The sequence below is a fragment of the Luteibacter sp. Sphag1AF genome, from assembly GCF_014192715.1.
Classification (GTDB): domain Bacteria; phylum Pseudomonadota; class Gammaproteobacteria; order Xanthomonadales; family Rhodanobacteraceae; genus Luteibacter.
The window spans coordinates 463,780-482,123 of the sequence record NZ_JACHYH010000003.1 but is presented as its reverse complement, the minus strand read 5'-3'; the positions used below and the strand labels follow the sequence as shown (position 1 = coordinate 482,123).

Annotated in this window: 18 protein-coding genes; 10 read left to right on the top strand and 8 right to left on the bottom strand. The window is 63.5% G+C overall.

All coding sequences use genetic code 11. From position 1 onward, the window contains the following. Positions 1-89: 89 nt before the first annotated feature. The gene (locus FHW69_RS11605; protein ID WP_183423207.1) at positions 90-2,240 is read left to right on the top strand and encodes a beta-agarase; all 2,151 of its coding nucleotides are present in this window, start codon (positions 90-92) and stop codon (positions 2,238-2,240) included. Between the two features lie 16 nt (positions 2,241-2,256). On the opposite strand, the gene FHW69_RS11600 is transcribed toward FHW69_RS11605, so the two are convergent. The 4 genes from FHW69_RS11600 to FHW69_RS11585 all read right to left on the bottom strand — a co-directional run bounded on the left by FHW69_RS11600 (position 2,257) and on the right by FHW69_RS11585 (position 4,378). Next, entirely contained in the window at positions 2,257-2,454 is a 198-nt protein-coding gene (locus tag FHW69_RS11600; RefSeq protein ID WP_183423206.1) for a DUF2061 domain-containing protein, read from the bottom strand. A 101-nt stretch (positions 2,455-2,555) separates the two neighbouring features. Next, positions 2,556-2,966 carry a hypothetical protein gene (locus FHW69_RS11595; RefSeq protein ID WP_183423205.1) on the bottom strand — a complete coding sequence of 137 codons (411 nt, stop codon included), beginning with the start codon at positions 2,964-2,966 and terminating at the stop codon, positions 2,556-2,558. Next, positions 2,963-3,451 carry an Mpo1-like protein gene (locus FHW69_RS11590; RefSeq protein WP_183423204.1) on the bottom strand — a complete coding sequence of 163 codons (489 nt, stop codon included), beginning with the start codon at positions 3,449-3,451 and terminating at the stop codon, positions 2,963-2,965. Before FHW69_RS11590 ends, FHW69_RS11595 begins: the two co-directional genes overlap by 4 nt. Before the next feature lie 30 nt (positions 3,452-3,481). Continuing rightward, complete coding sequence (locus tag FHW69_RS11585; RefSeq protein WP_183423203.1) at positions 3,482-4,378, bottom strand: phosphoribosylaminoimidazolesuccinocarboxamide synthase; 897 nt, start codon at positions 4,376-4,378, stop codon at positions 3,482-3,484. Between the two features lie 101 nt (positions 4,379-4,479). Here FHW69_RS11585 and FHW69_RS11580 point away from each other — a divergent pair, with 101 nt between their 5' ends. The 9 genes from FHW69_RS11580 (at position 4,480) to FHW69_RS11540 (ending at position 12,695) form a co-directional block, all read left to right on the top strand. Further along, the gene (locus FHW69_RS11580; RefSeq protein WP_183423202.1) at positions 4,480-4,794 is read left to right on the top strand and encodes a c-type cytochrome; all 315 of its coding nucleotides are present in this window, start codon (positions 4,480-4,482) and stop codon (positions 4,792-4,794) included. After that, entirely contained in the window at positions 4,791-5,609 is an 819-nt protein-coding gene (gene djlA, locus FHW69_RS11575) for a co-chaperone DjlA (RefSeq protein ID WP_183423201.1), read from the top strand. Before FHW69_RS11580 ends, djlA begins: the two co-directional genes overlap by 4 nt. A 66-nt stretch (positions 5,610-5,675) precedes the next feature. Further along, positions 5,676-6,350, top strand: coding sequence for a ribulose-phosphate 3-epimerase (gene rpe, locus FHW69_RS11570; protein ID WP_183423200.1), 675 nt, complete (start codon positions 5,676-5,678; stop codon positions 6,348-6,350). 402 nt (positions 6,351-6,752) lie between these two features. Beyond that, complete coding sequence (gene pdsR / locus FHW69_RS11565) at positions 6,753-7,442, top strand: proteobacterial dedicated sortase system response regulator (RefSeq protein WP_183423199.1); 690 nt, start codon at positions 6,753-6,755, stop codon at positions 7,440-7,442. A 66-nt stretch (positions 7,443-7,508) separates the two neighbouring features. Then, positions 7,509-9,509 (top strand): ATP-binding protein, encoded by a 2,001-nt coding sequence (locus FHW69_RS11560; protein ID WP_183423198.1) that lies wholly within the window; start codon positions 7,509-7,511, stop codon positions 9,507-9,509. Between the two features lie 40 nt (positions 9,510-9,549). After that, positions 9,550-11,025, top strand: a complete 1,476-nt coding sequence (gene trpE / locus FHW69_RS11555) for an anthranilate synthase component I (RefSeq protein WP_183423197.1) — start codon at positions 9,550-9,552, stop codon at positions 11,023-11,025. Further along, positions 11,022-11,690 carry a hypothetical protein gene (locus FHW69_RS11550; protein WP_255494761.1) on the top strand — a complete coding sequence of 223 codons (669 nt, stop codon included), beginning with the start codon at positions 11,022-11,024 and terminating at the stop codon, positions 11,688-11,690. Before trpE ends, FHW69_RS11550 begins: the two co-directional genes overlap by 4 nt. Positions 11,691-11,791: 101 nt before the next feature. After that, on the top strand, positions 11,792-12,283 hold the full coding sequence (locus FHW69_RS11545; RefSeq protein WP_183423196.1) for a DUF4019 domain-containing protein: 492 nt from the start codon (positions 11,792-11,794) through the stop codon (positions 12,281-12,283). Positions 12,284-12,380: 97 nt separating this feature from the next. Further along, positions 12,381-12,695 carry a hypothetical protein gene (locus FHW69_RS11540; RefSeq protein ID WP_183423195.1) on the top strand — a complete coding sequence of 105 codons (315 nt, stop codon included), beginning with the start codon at positions 12,381-12,383 and terminating at the stop codon, positions 12,693-12,695. A 39-nt stretch (positions 12,696-12,734) separates the two neighbouring features. On the opposite strand, the gene FHW69_RS11535 is transcribed toward FHW69_RS11540, so the two are convergent. The 4 genes from FHW69_RS11535 to FHW69_RS11520 all read right to left on the bottom strand — a co-directional run bounded on the left by FHW69_RS11535 (position 12,735) and on the right by FHW69_RS11520 (position 17,997). Next, entirely contained in the window at positions 12,735-14,114 is a 1,380-nt protein-coding gene (locus FHW69_RS11535) for a leucyl aminopeptidase family protein (RefSeq protein ID WP_183423194.1), read from the bottom strand. 39 nt (positions 14,115-14,153) lie between these two features. Next, complete coding sequence (locus FHW69_RS11530; RefSeq protein ID WP_183423193.1) at positions 14,154-14,885, bottom strand: HAD family hydrolase; 732 nt, start codon at positions 14,883-14,885, stop codon at positions 14,154-14,156. 8 nt (positions 14,886-14,893) lie between these two features. Then, on the bottom strand, positions 14,894-16,417 hold the full coding sequence (locus tag FHW69_RS11525) for a substrate-binding domain-containing protein (RefSeq protein WP_183423192.1): 1,524 nt from the start codon (positions 16,415-16,417) through the stop codon (positions 14,894-14,896). 245 nt (positions 16,418-16,662) lie between these two features. Further along, the gene (locus FHW69_RS11520; protein ID WP_255494775.1) at positions 16,663-17,997 is read right to left on the bottom strand and encodes a DegQ family serine endoprotease; all 1,335 of its coding nucleotides are present in this window, start codon (positions 17,995-17,997) and stop codon (positions 16,663-16,665) included. Positions 17,998-18,344: the final 347 nt, after the last annotated feature.

The following is an 18,344-nucleotide window of genomic DNA, read 5'->3' as shown; positions in this document are numbered from 1 at the left end:
CCACAGGATGAGCACGAGCGACTATCGCTGCTTCGCGGGTTTCATCTGCGGCCAGTTCTGATTCACAGGCGACGTGGCATAACACTGCCATGCGCCCCCTGAATTCCCTGATGCTGGTCGCTTGCGTGGCCTGTGGCTGCTCTGCAGCGGCACAGCCTTCCGTTTCGGTAGCCAGCCCGGCCTCGCCCAGCGACCTGGCAGACTTCGCCCACATCGACTCACGCGTCAAAGTCGATTCGGCGGATGCCACCCTGGACAGCAAGGTTCAGCGTGCCGCCGACGGCAGCGAACTGGTGGCCCTGACGTTCCGCCCGGCCACCCGGCCCTTCGTGCAACTGAGCGCACCCTCGGGTCATTGGGACTGGTCAGGAAAAGGCAGCGTCGCCCTTCGCGTGCAGAACGGCATGCCCTGGCCGGTCACGCTCATTGTGGATATTGCGGGGGAGGGCGACACCCACATTCGGACCACCACAGGTCTGCCGCCCGGGCCGCCGCAAACGCTGGACATACCGCTTGCTGCCACATCGCCCCGTGCTTTCGGGATGCAGGCGGGCCCGCCGATGCCGTTCGGTGATGAAGCGCATCGACGCATCGTGGCTACGTTCGTGGAGGGTCAGATCGACACTCGCGCGGTTCGATCCATCACCTTGTCCATGCCGCAACCTGGCGCCGCCCAGACCATTCTTGTCGGCAAGCTGGACGGTGTTGCGGGCAACTTCTCCCTGACGTCCGCCTATACCGGCATCGTGGATCGCTACGGACAATTCACCCGGGCGACCTGGCCTGAGAAAATTGCGTCGGACAGTGAACTGAAAGCGCGCGTCGCCCTTTCCAAGGCCACCACCGTTCGCGAAGGCATGGATACCTATGGTGGTCGGACGGATCTTGCCGGCTTCAAGCGTACGGGGTGGTTTCATACGCAAAAGCAGGGCAATCGCTGGTATCTGGTGACCCCCGAAGGGCACGCGTTCTTCTCGCTTGGCGTCAACGCGGTGAACGCGACGGACGGACGCACCTATGTCGAGGGCCGCGAGTACATGTTCACGGATACATCGTGGGCCGATGATCTGATGGGTGCGGGGGATAGCCGCAGCGACAAGGGATCACAGCGCGACAATGGCCTGAATCATGGCAAGTGGTGGGACGTGTACGCGAGCAATGTGGCCCGGACGCTAGGCAAGAACTGGCAGCCCGGCTGGCGTGATCGCAGCATCACCCGCCTGCTGAACTGGCGATTCAATACGCTGGGCAACTGGAGTGATCCTGAGCTCGGCAAAGCGCGGCGCATCGCGTACACCGTGCCCATCCTGATCCACGGCGACTTCAATACGGTAGCGACCGGTTTCGATTATTGGGGCCGGATGCCGGACCCCTTCGATCCGCGCTTTGTCAGCGCTACCCGCAGCGCGGTGGCGACGGCGACCAAAGACATGCAGAACGATCCCTGGCTTCTTGGATATTTCGCCGACAATGAACTGGCGTGGGCAGGTACAGGCCCGCAGGGGCGCTGGGCACTTGCTACGGGCACTTTGAAGCAGGCGCCGGATAGTCCGGCCAAGCAGGCCTTCGTCACGAGTCTTCGCAACAAATACCGGGACGATGTATCGCGATTGGCGCAGGCGTGGGGCGTGTCGATTGCATCATGGGATCAACTCAATGCGGCCAACTTCGCAGCACCGGATCCTTCCGAATCCCATCCCGCCGTCGCGGAGGATTACATCGTATTCCTCAAGCTGTACGCGGATACATACTTCCGCACAGTGGCGCAGGCCTTGAAGAAAGCAGACCCGCATCACCTTTTCCTCGGAGGCCGTCTGGCCGTCCGAACGCCGGAGGTGGAGGCGGCCAGCGCGCAATGGGCTGACGTCACCAGCATCAACACCTACACCGATCTTCCGGAGCACGGTTTTGACGTGGCGGCATTCCGCCGGATGGACAAACCGGTTCTCATTACCGAATTCCATTTCGGCTCTTCGGATCGCGGACCTTTCGGTAGCGGTGTGGCAGCTGTGGCCACGGAGGCGGAGCGTGGCAAGGCATACGCACGCTTCGTGGATGCGGCCGTATCGTCGGGCGTCATTGTCGGAACGCACTGGTTTCAGTACGTCGATCAGCCCGTCACGGGCCGCATTCTGGATGGCGAAAATGCCCATATCGGTCTGGTGGGCATCACCGACATTCCCTTCGACGATTTCACTCGCGCCGTAGCGGACGAGAACGACAAGGCATCACGCCGTTGATTATCGCGATGCACCGTCAAGCCGCGTAAGAGGCGGCGGACGATCTCACCGGCGGCGAGCTTTGCTTGCCGCGAAACCAGCGGCTCCCAACGGCAAACACCACGGGCTCGACGACGCCGATGACGGCGCTGGTCAGCACATTCTGATTGGCGGCATAGCTCATGGAAAACGCGATGCTGAAATGCGTCGCGGCATATTTGATCTGGCGTGCCATGGCGCGACTCCTTGATGAGAATGACTCTCATTATGGGGTCGGCGCCCGGATAGTCCAACGGTTCCTTTGAATGACGCCGATAGGCCCCGTATATCGGCGCCTTATCGCCGAATCGTCGTTCCCACAATCATCGCCACCATCATGACCAGGGCGACCGCCATGCAGGCGCTGGTGGGCTTCACACGGCGGGCGTCTGTCCGGGGCACCAGTCGCCAGATCAGGAGCACGCCAAGCAGCATGTCGACCACGAGGCTTGCGCGCATCCAGGGTAGCTGGAAGATCGAGACGCCGGCCGACCTGCCGTGTTGGGCAATGAGGACCCCCGCGCCCATGGCAACGGCGGCCAGCGTCCACAGCAGGCTGGCGAAATAGGCCCGGTTGAATACGACAGGCACCTTCTCAAGCCAGCGCAATACCAGCCACACCACGAGGGCAGGAAGGACAGCTCCTGCACTGCTGTAAATCACCCACCAGATGGACGCGCTGAGAAACGTCAGAAGCGTTTGCGTCACGCGTGATCCTTTGGCGTTTCGTAAGAGAAGCCTGCGCGCCGCATGGCTTTGCTCATCAGCCACGCGGGGCCAATCAGCAGATATTGCAGGTCAGTGAAGAACGATGGACGACGTCCTTCGATGGCATGGCCCACGAACTGGCCTATCCATGCCGCGACGAAAACTCCGACAGCCAGCCACGCCAGGCCTGAAGCACCCAGCGACCGGAACAGCAGCTCGGTGATGACGCCCAGCGCGATGAACACCAGTGCCATCGCCAGGCCAATCCGTCGGGACAAGCGGTAGTAATAGAAGAGGAACGCCAGAAACATGGCAACCACGGCCCAGAGGCCGGGTCGTCCGATCACGGAAGGGACGGGGATCAGCCAGATCAGCGCGATGGCGCACCAGGTAATGGCGGGCACGCAGATCCAGTGAATCAGGCGATTCGTCGGATGCTGATGATCCTGACTGTAGTTACCAAACCAGGTGGCTGCGTCGCGCATGTCGATCCCTCCCTCCCGTGATGTGCCGGATCAGTCGATCCGGATGCCTGCCAGTCGATCCAGCGCCTCGGCGTACTTCGCCGCTGTGCCGGCGATGACGTCGGCCGGCACGTTCGGGCCAGGCGCCGTCTTGTTCCAGTCCAGCGTTTCCAGGTAGTCACGCACGAACTGCTTGTCGTAGCTGGGCGGGCTGATGCCGACCTTGTACTCCTCGGCGGGCCAGAAGCGCGACGAGTCGGGTGTCAGCATCTCATCCATCACGTACAGCGTGCCATCTTCGTCCGTACCAAATTCAAACTTCGTGTCCGCGATGATGATGCCGCGCTCGGCAGCGTACGCCGCCGCGAAGCGATAAATGGCCAGCGTGGTGTCGCGCACCTTGTTGGCCATCTCTTCGCCCACCAGTTCGATCATGCGATCAAAGGTGATGTTCTCGTCGTGGTCGCCCACGGCGGCTTTCGACGACGGCGTGAAAATGGGTTCGGGCAACTGCTGAGCCTGCTGCAGCCCGGCGGGCAACGAAATGCCGCAAAGCGATCCTGTCGCCTTGTAGTCCTTCCAGCCGGAACCAATCAGGTAACCGCGGGCGATGGCTTCCACGGGAACCGGCTTGAGACGTTTCGTAACGACAGCGCGCTTGTCGTACAGGGCAACATCGACGCCTGCGGGCAGCACTGACGCCACGGATTCGTGAGTCAGATGGTTCGGAACGATGTGCGCCGTCTTGTCGAACCAGAAATTGGAAATCTGGCAGAGCATCTCGCCCTTGCCCGGGATGGGGTCCGGCAGCACCACGTCGAAAGCGGACAGCCGATCCGTTGCCACCATCAGCAGGCGGTTGCCGGGCAGGGCGTAGACGTCGCGGACCTTGCCGCGATGGATCAGGTCCAGGCCGGGCAGTTCGGATTGCAGCAGGGTGGTCGGCACGGCTCGGACTCCGGAAAGGCTAAGGGATGCGCCATTGTACCGCCCCCGACCCGCCCCACCGCAGGCTAGAATTAGCGTCCGATGCCCTCATAGCGTTACGAATGCGTATTCTGACGACCGCGGCGCTTGCCCTGGCCCTGACATTCCCTGCGTTCGCTGCCCCGCCGTCCAAGCCGGCGCGTCTGGGGCTGTGCGCGGCCTGCCACGGCGCGGACGGCACGGCGACGATGCCGGGCGCGCCCAACCTCGCGGGTCAGCGCAAGGACTATCTGCGCGAAGCTTTGCGCCAGTACCGGGACGGGCGTCGCGACATTGCGGTCATGCGCGCGGCCACCGGCCCCCTCTCCGATGCGGAACTGGACCAGCTCGCCGAGTGGTTCTCCGCCCAGACGCCCCATCCCCAGGCCGCTCCATGAATTTTTCCGTCACCCTCATTGGTGCCTTCATTGGCTTCTGGTTCACCCATTTCAGCCTTCTCGGCGCCATGGTGGGTGCTGCCCTCGGCTTCATGTTCGATGCCAGCCGTCAGCAGAAGCGCGCCCGGGCGGCTCCCGCAGCGGGCGGCTACCTCCAGCCGCTGTTTGCCCTGATCGGCGCCGTGGCCAAAGCCGACGGCCGCATCTCCGAAGCGGAGATCGCCATCGCCGAACGCCTGATGGACCGTTTTGGCCTCGATACGGAACGCCGTCGCGATGCCATCGTGGCCTTCAACCAGGGCAAACAGCCCGAATTCAACGCCACCATCGTCATCAATGAGCTGCGCAGCTGGGTCGGTCATCGCCGGGATCACAGCTTCACGGTGCTGGATGTGGTCATGGAGACGGTTCTGGCCGAGGGCGACCCCGCGCCTGAAAAGATGGCGATCCTGCGCCAGCTCGCGTTTGCCCTGCGCATCAGTGATATGGAACTTATGGCCCTCATGGCCATGAAGGGCTATGCCTGGAATACGGGCGGGCAGCAACGCGGGCGCGCCTACGGCGGTGGCGGCGGCCAGGGTAGCTATATTCCGCCCCAGCGCAGTACGCAGGGACCAGATCCTTACACCGTTCTGGGCATCGCTCGTGACGCAGATGACCGCGCCATCAAGCGCGCCTATCGCAAGCTCATTTCCGAGCATCACCCGGATCGTCTGGGCGACCTGCCGGACGACATGCGCCGCCGCGCCGAATCGCGCGCCAGCGACATCAACGCCGCTTACGAACGCATCAAGGCGGAGCGCGGTTTCAAGTAAGCGTCTCCGGGCGCATCACTGATCCGCGTTACGCTAGTCCCCTAGCTCTTCGACCAAGGCCAGCCCATGTCCCGCCAGTCTCCCGTCATCGCCCCTTCCATTCTCTCGGCCGACTTCGCCCGCCTGGGCGATGACACCCGCAAAGTGCTGGACGCCGGCGCACAGTGGGTGCACTTCGACGTCATGGACAACCATTACGTGCCCAATCTGACCATCGGCCCGATGGTGCTCAAGGCGCTGCGTGACTACGGCATCATGGAGCACATCGACGTGCACCTCATGGTCAAGCCCGTGGATCGCATCGTTCCCGACTTTGCCCGTGCTGGCGCCAACAGCATCAGCTTTCATCCGGAAGCCAGCGAGCACGTCGACCGCACCATCAGCCTCATCAAGGAAGAAGGCTGCCAGGCCGGCCTGGTCTTCAATCCGGCCACGCCACTGGACTACCTCGATTTCGTCATGGACAAGATCGACCTGGTGCTGATCATGTCGGTGAACCCCGGTTTCGGCGGTCAGAAGTTCATTCCGATGGCGCTGGAGAAGATCCGTCAGGTACGTGAGCGCATTGACCGCAGCGGTCGGCCTATCCGTCTGGAAGTGGATGGCGGCGTCAATACGGAAAACATCGCACAGATCGCAGCGGCGGGCGCCGACACCTTTGTTGCCGGATCAGCCATTTTCAATGCGCCGGACTACGCCGCAGCGATTGCCAGCATGCATCGGTCGATCCAGGACGCCTGAGCAAAAAAAGCTCCCCCGGACGAGGAGTACGGGGGAGTGAGAAGCTCCACGAGGAGCGAGGGGGTTCAGATCGGCTGCCAGTCCGGGTCGGGGTCGCTGCGGAAGTTCATCGCCGGATGACCCTCAGTGCATGCCGAAGACGATACCGAGCAGCAGTGCTCCGATGGCCAGTGCGACGCGCAGCGGTTCAAAGTTGCGTTCCAGTTCGGTGTTGTTCGCTTCGGCTTTCATGAGTGTCCTCCAGTGGGGTTAAGTAAACCCTGCCAGCGAGGGCGCAGTGCGGCAGTGAAGAGGCATTGCGCCGACCGAATCGGGCGAATTTGAGGCAATTGACTCTCGTCCCTTGCGCATGGCGGCATCCCATAGCACCCTGCGCACGCCGCTTATCCATTGGAGTACCGCATGGCCCGCACTATCGCCATCGTCGAAGACGAGCCCATCATCCGCGCCAACTACGTCGAAGCCCTCAATCGCTTCGGCTACGAGACGCGTGGCTACGGGTCGCGGGGTGAGGCGTCCATCGCGTTTTCCATGCGCCTGCCGGACCTGGTCATCATCGACATCGGCCTGGGCGATGAGCCCGAAGGCGGCTTTGACCTGTGCCGCGAACTGCGCGCGAAGTCCGCCACGCTTCCGCTCATCTTCCTGACCGCCCGTGACTCCGACTTTGACGTCATTTCCGGCCTGCGTCTGGGCGCGGACGACTACCTGAGCAAAGACACCAGCCTGCATCAGCTTGCAGCCCGCATCGCGGCCCTGTTCCGTCGCATTGAGTCGCTGAAAGCGCCGGCTGCCAGTGAAACCGTTATCGAGCACGGCCCACTGAAGCTGGAATCAGAGCGCATGCGCGTCCTTTGGAATGGCATCGAAATTCCGCTGACCGTGACCGAGTTCTGGATGGTGCACACGCTGGTGCGCTTCCCCGGCCACGTGAAAAACCGCGACCAGCTGATGCGGGAAGCCGAACTGGTAGTGGACGACGCCACGATCACCTCGCACATCAAACGCATCCGCAAGAAGTTCATTGCCCTGGCACCGGATTTTGACGCTATCGAAACCGTTCATGGCGTGGGCTATCGCTGGACTCCGTGACGGTGATTCCGTGCGCAATGTCGTTGCGCGTCGCCATCGCCGTCGCGCAATAACAGGCTTCACGTCATGACCCTGCGCCAGAAACTTCTTCTCGTTGCCCTCTGCACGCTGGCGTTGCCAGTGGCCGGCTGGCTATATGTGCGGCAGATGGAAACGTTGCTGCGCGAAGGTCAGGCCCAGGCGCTTGTCGCATCCGCACGCGCGCTGGCACGTAGTCTTGTCGTGGTCGATGCGCCTTTGCCGCCGGCGGGCCCTGCCTGGTACGTCCAGCGCACCTCGTTGCCGATCACCGTGGATGGCTACGGAGACGACTGGGCAGCGCTTACGCCATGGGCGCAGCCGGTGGGCAAAAATGCCCGCCTTCTTCTGGCTGAAGATGCGCACTGGCTGTATGCGTACATAGATGTGCGCGCTCCCCGACGTCATCGGGCGGACGCCGAAGACCATCTGGCCATGAGCGCCGACCATCTGGTCCTCACCATCGCCAGCAGTGATGACACGCAGCGTTACCTGATTGCCAGCTCCGCGCCCGGTGCCACCACAGGCATTGCCATGGACCCGCCGGCAGGCATTTTGCCCGACCGTCTGAACGCTCAGTGGCAGGAGGATGGCAGCGGTTTTCGCGTGGAGCTTCGCTTGCCGCGCGGCCTGGCCATCGAGCGACTCGGCATAGGCGCACATCTTCCCGGGGACAGCAGCGACCCTGCGGCGGCGGATGTCCGGCCCATTCTTGAGTACTCGACCGCTCTTTCCCGTGAGCTTGCCCTCCTTGCGCCCGACGGCGTTCGCGTTCGCGTCCTCGCGCCCGATGCATGGTTGCTCGCGCAGAGCGGCCGTCTGGATCTGCCCAACTTGCCCGCATCGGAGCGTCCGGGCTGGTTCGCGTCGCTGATCTACCGCTCGCTGCTGGCCACCCGGCTGGACGAAGACGGTGGCTGGGCAGAAGATGCCCCGCGCGTCGATCTGCCTGAAGTTGCAGAAGCCCTGAAGGGCACCCCGGCCACGGCGTGGCGTGCAGGTGAAGCACGGGGCAGTGTGGTTCTTGCCGCCGCCATGCCGATCGAGGTGCGCGGACAATCGCGTGGCGTTGTCCTTCTGGAGCAGCCAAGCCGGGCTGTTCCGCTGCTGGCGAATCGTGCCTTGTTCGGCTTGCTGCTGACCAGTTTTGCGGTCCTGCTGATCGCCGGTGGCGTGTTGCTGATGTTTGCCACCCGATTGACCATTCGCCTGCGCCGTTTGCGCAATGCCGCCGAGCGCGCTCAGGACAACGATGGACGTCTGGACGGGCCGTTTCCCCTCATCGACTCAGAGGATGAGCTGGGGGATCTGGCCCGCAGCTTCGCCCGACTGTTCGATGTGGTGGGCAGCTACACAGACTATTTGCGAACCCTGGCATCGAAGCTGTCGCACGAGCTAAATACCCCGTTGGCTATCGTCAAGTCGTCGCTCGACAACCTGGATCACGCCGGCCTTCCCGCCGAAGCGCAGCCGTATCTGTTGCGGGCGCGCGACGGCGTGGCCCGTCTGGGTGCGCTTGTGCGCGCCATGAGCGAGGCAAGCCGCATGGAGCGGGCGATTGCTGCGGCGGAAGCCGAAGACGTGAATATGGCCGACATCGTGCGCGGTTGCGCTGAGGGCTACCGGGCGCTGGCGGGGGATCGGCGGGTTGAATGCCTGCTGCCGCAAGGCCCCGTGCTCATGCATGTGTCCCCTGAACTCGTGGCGCAGGCGCTGGACAAGCTGTTCGATAACGCCCTGTCGTTCACCCCGCCGAACGGCTGGCTGCGTATTTCCCTGCGTCCGACATCGGATGGCGCCGACATCGAACTGGCCAATCAGGGGCCTGCTTTGCCCACGGCCATGCAGGGGCGCCTGTTCGATTCGTTGGTCAGCCTGCGCGACAAGGCCACGCCCGGCGACGCGCCCCATCTGGGCCTGGGCCTGTATGTAGTGCGCCTGGTGGCCGAGCGCCATCAGGGTTCGGCCAGTGCCCGCAATCTGGAAGATGGCAGTGGCGTGGCCTTTACTCTGCATCTTCGCGGGCTACCCAGGCAGCGACTCGGCTGACTGGCCTACAATGGCCGATCCATCGAACAAGAGCTCCGCCGTGATCTCCCGAGACGAATTCGACGCGCTGGCTGCCGAAGGCAACACGCGTATTCCCCTGGTGCGGGAGGTCTTCTCCGACCTCGACACGCCCCTGTCGGTTTACCTGAAGCTGGCCGATGGCCCGTATACCTTCCTGTTCGAATCGGTTGAGGGCGGCGCCACCTGGGGACGCTATTCGATCATCGGCCTGCCTGCCCGCCGCGTATACCGCCTGCGCGGGCATGAGCTGGAGGTGGAGGAGTCGGGCGAGGTCGTCGAGCGTCGTCATCTTGATGATCCGCTTGGTGAGATCGAAATCCTTCGCAAGCAATATGAGGTTCCCAAGCTCGCCGGGCTGCCGGACTTCACGGGTGGCCTCGTCGGCTACTTCGGATTCGAGACGATTGGCTACATCGAAAAGCGGCTGGCGCAGTGGGACAAGCGTGACGAGTTGGGCACGCCTGACGTTCTGCTGATGCTGGCCGAGGAAGTTGCCGTATTCGACAACCTGAAGGGCCGCCTGTACCTGATCGTGCACGCCGACCCGTCGCGTCCGCAGGCCTATGCAGAAGCGTCGCGACGCCTGGAGGCGCTGGCTTTCCGCCTGCGCCAGAGCGGCGCGTCGTATCCGCAGATGTTGCAGCCGGCTGTACTGGACGAGTCTGACTTCAAGTCGTCGTTTACGCGCGAAGAATACGAGGCCATGGTCCGCACGGCGCAGGAGTACATCCGCGCCGGGGACATCTTCCAGGTCGTTCCCTCACAACGCCTGAGCGTGGGCTTTCATGCCCGCCCCGTGGACGTCTATCGCGCGCTGCGGGCGATGAATCCGTCGCCCTATATGTTCTTCATCGACATTGGCACGACGCAGATTGTCGGCTCGTCGCCGGAAATTCTCGTGCGCCTGAAGAACGGGCGGGTGGTCCTTCGCCCCATCGCAGGAACGCGCAGGCGTGGCGTGGACGAGGCGGAAGATCAGGCGCTGGAAGCGGATCTGCTGGCCGATCCGAAAGAGCGTGCCGAGCACCTGATGCTGATTGATCTGGGCCGCAACGATGTCGGTCGCGTCAGTCAGACGGGCACCGTGGAACTGGCCGAATCCTTCGTTGTGGAGCGCTATTCGCACGTGATGCATATCGTGTCTCAGGTCGAGGGCGATATCCGTGATGACCTGTCGTACATGGACGTCATCAAGGCGACGTTCCCCGCAGGCACGGTAAGCGGTGCCCCCAAAATTCGCGCGTTGGAAATCATCCAGGAGCTTGAGCCCTTCAAGCGCAACATCTATGCAGGCGCTATCGGCTGGCTTAACTGGTGGGGCGACGCCGATACGGCCATCGCCATCCGCACGGCAGTCATTCAGGACGGTCGCCTGCACGTCCAGGCGGGCGGAGGCATCGTGTATGACTCCGACCCGGCGGCGGAGTGGGAAGAAACCATGAACAAGGGCAGGGCGCTATTCCGCGCGGTGGCGCAGGCGGCCAAAGGACTATGAACCGCCTGACGACAGTGGCGGCCATGGCGGCCGTCGTGGCTGTCAGCAGCACGCAGGCGCGCCCGCCGCGTGCACCGTGGGTGGACGACTTCGAATCACGCCTCCAGGCGCTTGCGCTTCTGGAAACGCTCAACTCAGATCTCCTGAGTCATCCCAGCGCCACGCTGACGCTGGAGCGCTGGTGCGGTGAGCACGGCATGGCTGATCCGGCCAAAGTGGTGGCAAATCGCGTGCCTGGTGCCGACAAGCCGCTGCCGGAAGGCGCACGTGCAGAGCTTGGCATTGATGACGCTGAGCCCGTCCGGTATCGCCGCGTACAGTTGGCATGCGGTGGACACGTCCTGTCCGAGGCCGACAACTGGTATGTGCCTTCACGGCTCACACCAGAGATGAACCGTACCCTCGACACCACCGATCAGCCATTCGGCAAGGTGGTGCAGCCACTGGGCTTCCGCAGACAGACCACAAAGGCAGAACTGCTCTGGTCGCCATTACCCAGGGGCTGGGAAATGGGCGCGCCTGTGGGGCCGTCGAAGACTCTGCCCCTGGCGATCCCCCATGAGGTACTGCAACACCGGGCCGTGTTGTACACGGCGGGCAACCAGCCCTTCAGCCTTGTTGTGGAAACCTACACGGCCGACGTCCTGACCTTTCCCGCACGCTAGGGCGTGCTCGCGTGAAGGTGCGGTCGGGGCCTAGTCCTTTCGGCTGGCTTGACCCGGCGCGGTGATGGGCAGACCCTTCAGGCGCATGCAGGGAGGTTCGCATGGCTCGATCCGGTACACGCGGCTACGCCGCGGTCGACAACCTGGGCAAGATGCGTGCACTGGCCGAATTCCTCACCATCGGCCCGGGCATCGACACGCCTCTTCGCAGCATCGACAGCGCCGTGGCCACGGCCACCCACTGGGTCGAGTTGTCCAACACTCACCAGGCCGAGGCCATGTGGGAAGCGGCCGACATCCTCATGCGTGACCGCGTACCGCTCGCCGACTGGCTGCGTTACCTCATCGGCCTGCGTGCGCAACTGGGGCGATTCCGTGCCCGGGACTGGTTTGAAATTACCCGCGTGGTCGATCCCAAGGGATTGCCGGAAGGGGACTATCTCAACGTCGTATTCCATGCACGCTATTCGCAGGGCGACGTGCAGGAAAGCATTTCGCTGGCCCCGGTTCAGGGCGGTTGGTCGCCCGTCGGCTACGTCATCCGACCGGTGCAACCAGACACCCGTGGCCGCGAGGACGAACAGGCTTTCTGACATTCATGGGCGCGGCTTACGCTCTTTCTGGTCGCAAACTTATGCGTTCCCGATGCCATAATCGTTGCCCGGCACGGCATCAGGAAGGGCTCGCCTCGTGAACAGCAAAGACACTCCGGCGCGCGAATACACGCGCCCACCGATGACGCGCGGCGTGGATCCGCAGCGAATGAACTGGTTGTGGCAACTGGTGCTGCAATCCACTCACCTGGACCCAAGGCGCGTGTGCGAAGCGCTCAATGCCGTGGGCGTTCCGGTCACCGAAGCGCGCGTCGAGAGTTGGTCAGCCCCCGATCGTGCCGACAATTATTTCCCGCTCACGATTGCCGAACTGGAACGCAACCTGCGCGCCGTGGTGGCGCTGGAAGTTGCTGAAGCCCGTCGCGCCGGCCAGGCCGACGCCGACTCCTGAGCGCAGGCGCCGGCGGGCCGATGGGGCAGGCTGTGCAGATCAGGCAGCGTAACGTTCGCTCAGGAAGCGGAAAAACGCGCGAAGCCCCTGCGCTTCGCCGCCGCGCGGATGGCCGGGACGATCCGCGTCATTCCACGAATACGTGTCCAGGTGCATCCAGTTGATGTCTTCCGGCACGAATCGCTCAAGGTAAAGCGCGGCAGTGATGGCGCCGGCATGACGCGACGCGCCCGAGTTGGCGAAGTCGGCCAGATACGATTCCAGCATGCGACGGTACGGGCGCCACAACGGCAGGCGCCACAGCGGGTCAGCCACCGCCGTACCGGCCGCCAGCACGTCGTTGGCCAGGCTGTCGCGGTTGGTGAACAGCGCGGGCAGGTCGGGGCCCAGTGCGACGCGTGCGGCGCCCGTCAGCGTTGCGAAATCCACGATCAGGTCGGGTTTCTGCTCCGAGGCGTAAGCCAGTGCATCGCACAGCACGAGCCGGCCCTCGGCATCGGTGTTGTCCACCTCCACGGAATAGCCCGCGCGCGTGACAATCACCTCGCCCGGACGCATGGCATTGCCGGACACGGCGTTCTCCACCGCCGGAACCAGTAGCGTCAGGTGCACCGGCAGCCCGGCCTGCATCACCAGGCTGGCCAGCGCAATCGCATGCGCTGCGCCACCCATGTCTTTCTTCATCCAGCGCATGCCGTCGGCGGGCTTCAGATCCAGGCCGCCGGTATCGAAGCACACACCCTTGCCGACGATCATCAGTTTGGGATCGGTGGCGTTGCCCCAGGTCAGCTCGATGAGGCGCGGCGGACGATGGCTCGCGCGGCCCACAGCGTGAATGGTCGGGAAGTTGGCTGACAGCAACTCGTCGCCCACCCACTCCCGGAACTTGCCTTTGTACGTGTTGGCGTGCGCCTTGATGGCTTCCGCCAGATGTTCCGGGCCCATGTCCTCGGTCGGCGTGTTGACCAGGTCGCGCACCTGCGCCGTCGCATCCACCAACGGGGCGAGTGTCTTCAGGGTGGTGCCGGAAATGGCCAGGCGCGCGGGGCTACGCGCCGTCTTGCGATAACGATCAAAACTGTAGGCGCCGAGCGCCCAGCCGAGTGCGAGCAGTTCTTCGTTGTCGATCACGCCTTCCGGTGCGAGGGCATAGTCGCCGGCCGGCAGCCGATGGGGCAGAGACGACACGCCCGACAAGGGATCATCGCGATCCACGCCTATAAGGACGCGCGTGAGCGCGCCTTTGGCGTCCGGCAGCAGCGCCACGCTGCCTGGTGTGGGGCGAAACCCGGTTGCCGTCAGCCATTGCTTCTGCGCTGCATCCAGTCGCCCTTCGGTAGCGGCCATGCCTGCTGTATCGACGGTTTCGATGACAACGAATGCATGTTTTCCGGACTTGCGTTCAATCAGCGATGACATGGGGGCCTCCAGATGCCTGCGATGCAAAGCACCGCGCGTTCAAGAAATGGGATGCGCCTGGCTGGCGCGCGAAGAGCTGCCGGACAGTCGATCCGCTTCCAGCCAGTCGGCCAGCGCGGTCATGTCCGGAAATTCGTAATCAGGTGCAGGACCATGCGACCAGGTGGCGCCCGTGCGATTGAGCCAGCCGGTGACCAGTCCGGCTTCGCGGGCGCCGACGACATCAAGCAGCGGGTCGTCGCCCACATGCAGGATGTGCTCTGGCGCGATGCCCAGTCGCTCGGCGGCTGCGCGGAAGATGCGCGGGTGCGGCTTGGCGACACCCTCGATGCTGGCGCTCAGGCGCTCACGGAAGAAATGATGAAGACCAATGACTTCCAGGTCCGCATTGCCGTTGCTTATGCTGGCAATCGGCCGGTGGGCCGCGATGCGTTCCAGTGCGGCAAGGGAGTCAGGATAGAGCTCCACGCGGTTGCGTGCGGCGAAATAGATCGTCCACAGCTCGTCCACCGGGGCATCGTCGATGCCGCAAGCGGAAAAGGCGTGCCGGATGGTCAGGCGCCGCTGTTCGCTGAAGTCGTGGGAGAGGTGGGTGTTTTCCTGCGCGATACGATCGCGCAACTCACGCATGGCCTCGATGGGCCATGCGGAGGCAACGGTGGGGTGGTGTTCGCGCAGCCACCGGTCCACACAGTGCTCGGCCTCGATGAGAGCTGGAAGGACCGGCCAGAGCGTGTCATCGAGGTCGAGCGATACCGCATGTATCTGCATCGAAGGTCTCAGCGGGCCGAGCCGACTTTCAGCACCTGACCCGGATGAACATTGTTGTCCTTCAGGCCATTCATGGCGCGCAGCTGATTCACGTCCACGGCATTCTTCTTTGCAATGGAATAAAGCGTGTCACCGGAGGACACCTTGTAGGTGCGCGTCGGGGCGGCAGCTTTCTTCGCCGGGACTTCCTTGGCTACGGCCTTCTTCGGCTCGACCTTGGCGGGCTCAGCCTTCGCCTTGGCCGGGGCGGCTTCTGCGACTGGCTTGATGGGCAGCGGAGCGGGCGTCTTCTCGGGGATTTCGGCAGCCGGCATCGGCTTGGCCACAGCCTTGCCGCGCACGGTGACGGCGTCGGCCATCACCTTGGCGAAGCGGCCACCGCGCTTTGCGTTGTCCGAAATCGTGATCGCATCGGCGTGTACGCCGTTGAACGCCACGTGGCCCGTGGTGGTCACGCTGGCAACAACGCCAGCGAACTTCGACGGTTCGGCGTTGGCAACGGCTTCTTTCGCCGCTTTCTCGCCTTTCGCCGACTTGCCGGTCTTGGCAACCACGGTCTCCTTCGCAGCCGCGGCCTTGGCCTCGGTGGTTTCCGCGGCGGCAGCGGCAGCCACCGTCGGCGTGGTCATCGCTGCGCCCACATTGGCGCGGGTGCCTACGACAGAGGCGATACGGGCGCGCCGCGCCGCATCACCCGATGCCAGCGACGCGCCATCGGCGTACGGCACCAGGCTGTGTGCGCGAAGCAGCGAGCTACCCTGGCTGCTGGTGACGAACTGGATGAATTCCTTGGTCTCGGCAGCCTTCGGGCCAGCATCGTTGGTGACCAGGTAAAGCTCGGTGTACAGCGGATACGCGCCGCTTGCCACGGTGGCCGCCGACGGCGCGACGCCATCAATGGAGATGATCTTCACTTTCTTGTTGCCGGCAACGCCCGCAAGCGTGGTGGCGCCGAGGCCGCGCTTGTCGAGGGTCACACCCTCTTCAAGCTTGGCCACGTTGACGTACAGGCGCGGAGCGGCCACCGGCTGGTTGCCGCGTCCGAACAGCAGCTTGCGCATGCTGAATTCCACACCATCCGCCGGGCTCGCCACCGCGTAAAGGTTGATGGGCTCGTCGTTGCCGCCCACGTCCTTCCAGTTGGTGATGTGCCCGAAGTAGATCTCGTGCAGTTCCTTCAGCGTGATGTTGCTGACCGGGTTGGACGGGTAGGTGATCATGACCAGCGCATCCCACGCCACGGGCGTGAAGGTCAGCGACTGTTCGGAGGCGCCGAAGCTCGGGCGGGCACTGCCTGCGAGGTCGGCCGAGCCCTTGGCCACGGCGTCGATACCCGACGCTGTGTTGAAGGGCTGCAGTTCGATCTTGCCTTTGCCGGACTTCTCCCATGCCTTGGCGACGTCGGTGACCACGCCGCGGGCTGTGGTGATATCACCACGCCAGACCAGCGGAGGCTCGGCGGCAAGAACAGTGGCGGACGCACAGACGCTAATAAGCGTGGCGGAAATCAGTCGCGCGAGACGTAGGGACATGGACGGCAAGAACCTCAAAGGGCAAAGCGGTGAAGTAATAGGCGGCAATTATGGCCATGTAGGCCCTCGCCTGCACCTGCGGCGTCATTCAGCATCCTGCCGTGACAAAGCCGAACGGGGCCTGAGGACGAAAAACCCCGTTCGGCTGCTGATTTTCGGACTAAAGCGGATGATCCATCGTAGTAGGTGAAGACCTGCACAATGCAGGAATTTGCCTACTGCGACACGCCGATGGCTGCTGTCGTTCACATGACGGCGTAATACACCTCGTTGCCCCGCACCACCGTGAGCAGCAATTGCCGGGGCAGTTGTCCTGCGACGGCCTGCAAGGCCTTCACGTTGATGATGCGGCGTTGACCCACGCCAATGACGATATCGCCGTCCTGCAATCCGGCCGATGCCGCACGGGTGCCACGCGATACCCCGCTCAGCACCACGCCGTACAGGCCTTGCTCCTTCTGGTTGGCATTGACGTCTGAAAGGGTGACGCCCGTCAGCCTCGGGTCGATGCGCCCACCCTCCATGGTGGCGACTTTGGTCGCCTCGATCGTGGCCTGGATATTCCGGGTGGTTCCCTCTCGCTGGACGGTGAGGCGCACCGACGCGCCCAACGGAAGCAGGCTTTCCGCATTGCGTACGTCCTGAGCGCTGCGTACCGGTTTTCCATCGACGGCCGTGAGCACGTCGCCGATCTGCAACCCGGCGCTCTGTGCGGGCGAGCCCTCGTTGATGCGCGTGACGACCGCACCTGAGGCGTCCTTGAGGCGCAGCGCCTGCGCGACGCGATCTGTCACATCCTGCACTTCCACGCCCAGTGTTCCCCGACGCACCTTTCCGTAGGCCAGCAACTGCTTCATGACCTGGCTGGCCAGATCCACGGGGATGGCAAAGCCGATGCCCACGTTGCCGCCCGACGGCGAGAAGATCATGGAGTTGATCCCCACCAGCTCGCCGCGCAGATTGACCAGCGCGCCGCCGGAGTTGCCCGGATTGATGGAGGCATCCGTCTGGATGAAGCTCTGATAGCCCTTGCCCAGTCCCGACCGGCCCAGTGCCGACACGATGCCTGAGGTCACCGTCTGGCCAAGTCCGAACGGATCGCCGACAGCGACCACGAAATCGCCCACGCGCAGCTGAGAGGAATCGGCCATGGGCAGCGCCTGCAGGTTGTCGGCGTTGATTTGCAGCACGGCCACATCGGTGTCCGCGTCACTGCCCACCAGCTTCGCCTTGAAGTCGCGCCCGTCCTGCAAAGTGACCGTGATGTCGTCCGCGCCGCCCACCACGTGATGGTTGGTCAGCACATAGCCCTTCGTGGCATCCACCACCACGCCTGAGCCGAGGCTCTGCTCCACGCGATCACGCGGCACGCCCTGATTGCCAAAGAGCTGACGGAACAGTGGGTCGTCGAAATACGGATCGCGGGCACGCACGCGCGTCTTGGTGGAAATGTTGACGACGGCGGGGGTGACCTTCGTGAGCATCGGTGCAAGCGAGGGTAGCGCCTCGCCGTTTACCGCCGGGGGCAGTGCCGCACTGGCGGCAAGCGGTGCGCAGCACAGCAGCAACGTAGCAAGCATCCGGCTGGCATTACGTCGAAAAGCGGACATGTTCGGTCTCCTTAACGTGATCAAGATGCGTGGATTTCAGTGTGGATCAGGATGCTACGACGGACGGGCGACCGTGTTCGTGTGGTCCCCTCGCGGCCGCGTCGACCGGCATCAAAAACTTCCCTTTCGACCACAACAAATACGCGCGGTTTCCGTTGCCGTAAAAAGGCCAACGCCGAGCTTTACTTCGTCCAGGCGCAGCAGTATGGTTCCCACCTACGGCAACCACAACATCTTGTGTTCTTGTGTTCGCATATCACAAGTGGTGGTGCTGAAGTGGAGTCGGGATTTGCCGGCGTGCGCTGCGGAATGGTGGC

Bases quoted from the DNA above. Each gene is read 5' to 3' on its own strand.
- FHW69_RS11605 (WP_183423207.1), top strand. From the start codon at position 90: ATGCGCCCCCTGAATTCCCTGATGCTGGTCGCTTGCGTGGCCTGTGGC.
- FHW69_RS11590 (WP_183423204.1), bottom strand. From the start codon at position 3,451: ATGCGCGACGCAGCCACCTGGTTTGGTAACTACAGTCAGGATCATCAG.
- djlA (WP_183423201.1), top strand. From the start codon at position 4,791: ATGAATTTTTCCGTCACCCTCATTGGTGCCTTCATTGGCTTCTGGTTC.
- rpe (WP_183423200.1), top strand. From the start codon at position 5,676: ATGTCCCGCCAGTCTCCCGTCATCGCCCCTTCCATTCTCTCGGCCGAC.
- FHW69_RS11545 (WP_183423196.1), top strand. From the start codon at position 11,792: ATGGCTCGATCCGGTACACGCGGCTACGCCGCGGTCGACAACCTGGGC.
- FHW69_RS11580 (WP_183423202.1), top strand. From the start codon at position 4,480: ATGCGTATTCTGACGACCGCGGCGCTTGCCCTGGCCCTGACATTCCCT.
- FHW69_RS11535 (WP_183423194.1), bottom strand. From the start codon at position 14,114: ATGTCATCGCTGATTGAACGCAAGTCCGGAAAACATGCATTCGTTGTC.
- FHW69_RS11560 (WP_183423198.1), top strand. From the start codon at position 7,509: ATGACCCTGCGCCAGAAACTTCTTCTCGTTGCCCTCTGCACGCTGGCG.
- FHW69_RS11530 (WP_183423193.1), bottom strand. From the start codon at position 14,885: ATGCAGATACATGCGGTATCGCTCGACCTCGATGACACGCTCTGGCCG.
- FHW69_RS11600 (WP_183423206.1), bottom strand. From the start codon at position 2,454: ATGGCACGCCAGATCAAATATGCCGCGACGCATTTCAGCATCGCGTTT.
- FHW69_RS11520 (WP_255494775.1), bottom strand. From the start codon at position 17,997: ATGCTTGCTACGTTGCTGCTGTGCTGCGCACCGCTTGCCGCCAGTGCG.
- FHW69_RS11525 (WP_183423192.1), bottom strand. From the start codon at position 16,417: ATGTCCCTACGTCTCGCGCGACTGATTTCCGCCACGCTTATTAGCGTC.
- FHW69_RS11550 (WP_255494761.1), top strand. From the start codon at position 11,022: ATGAACCGCCTGACGACAGTGGCGGCCATGGCGGCCGTCGTGGCTGTC.
- pdsR (WP_183423199.1), top strand. From the start codon at position 6,753: ATGGCCCGCACTATCGCCATCGTCGAAGACGAGCCCATCATCCGCGCC.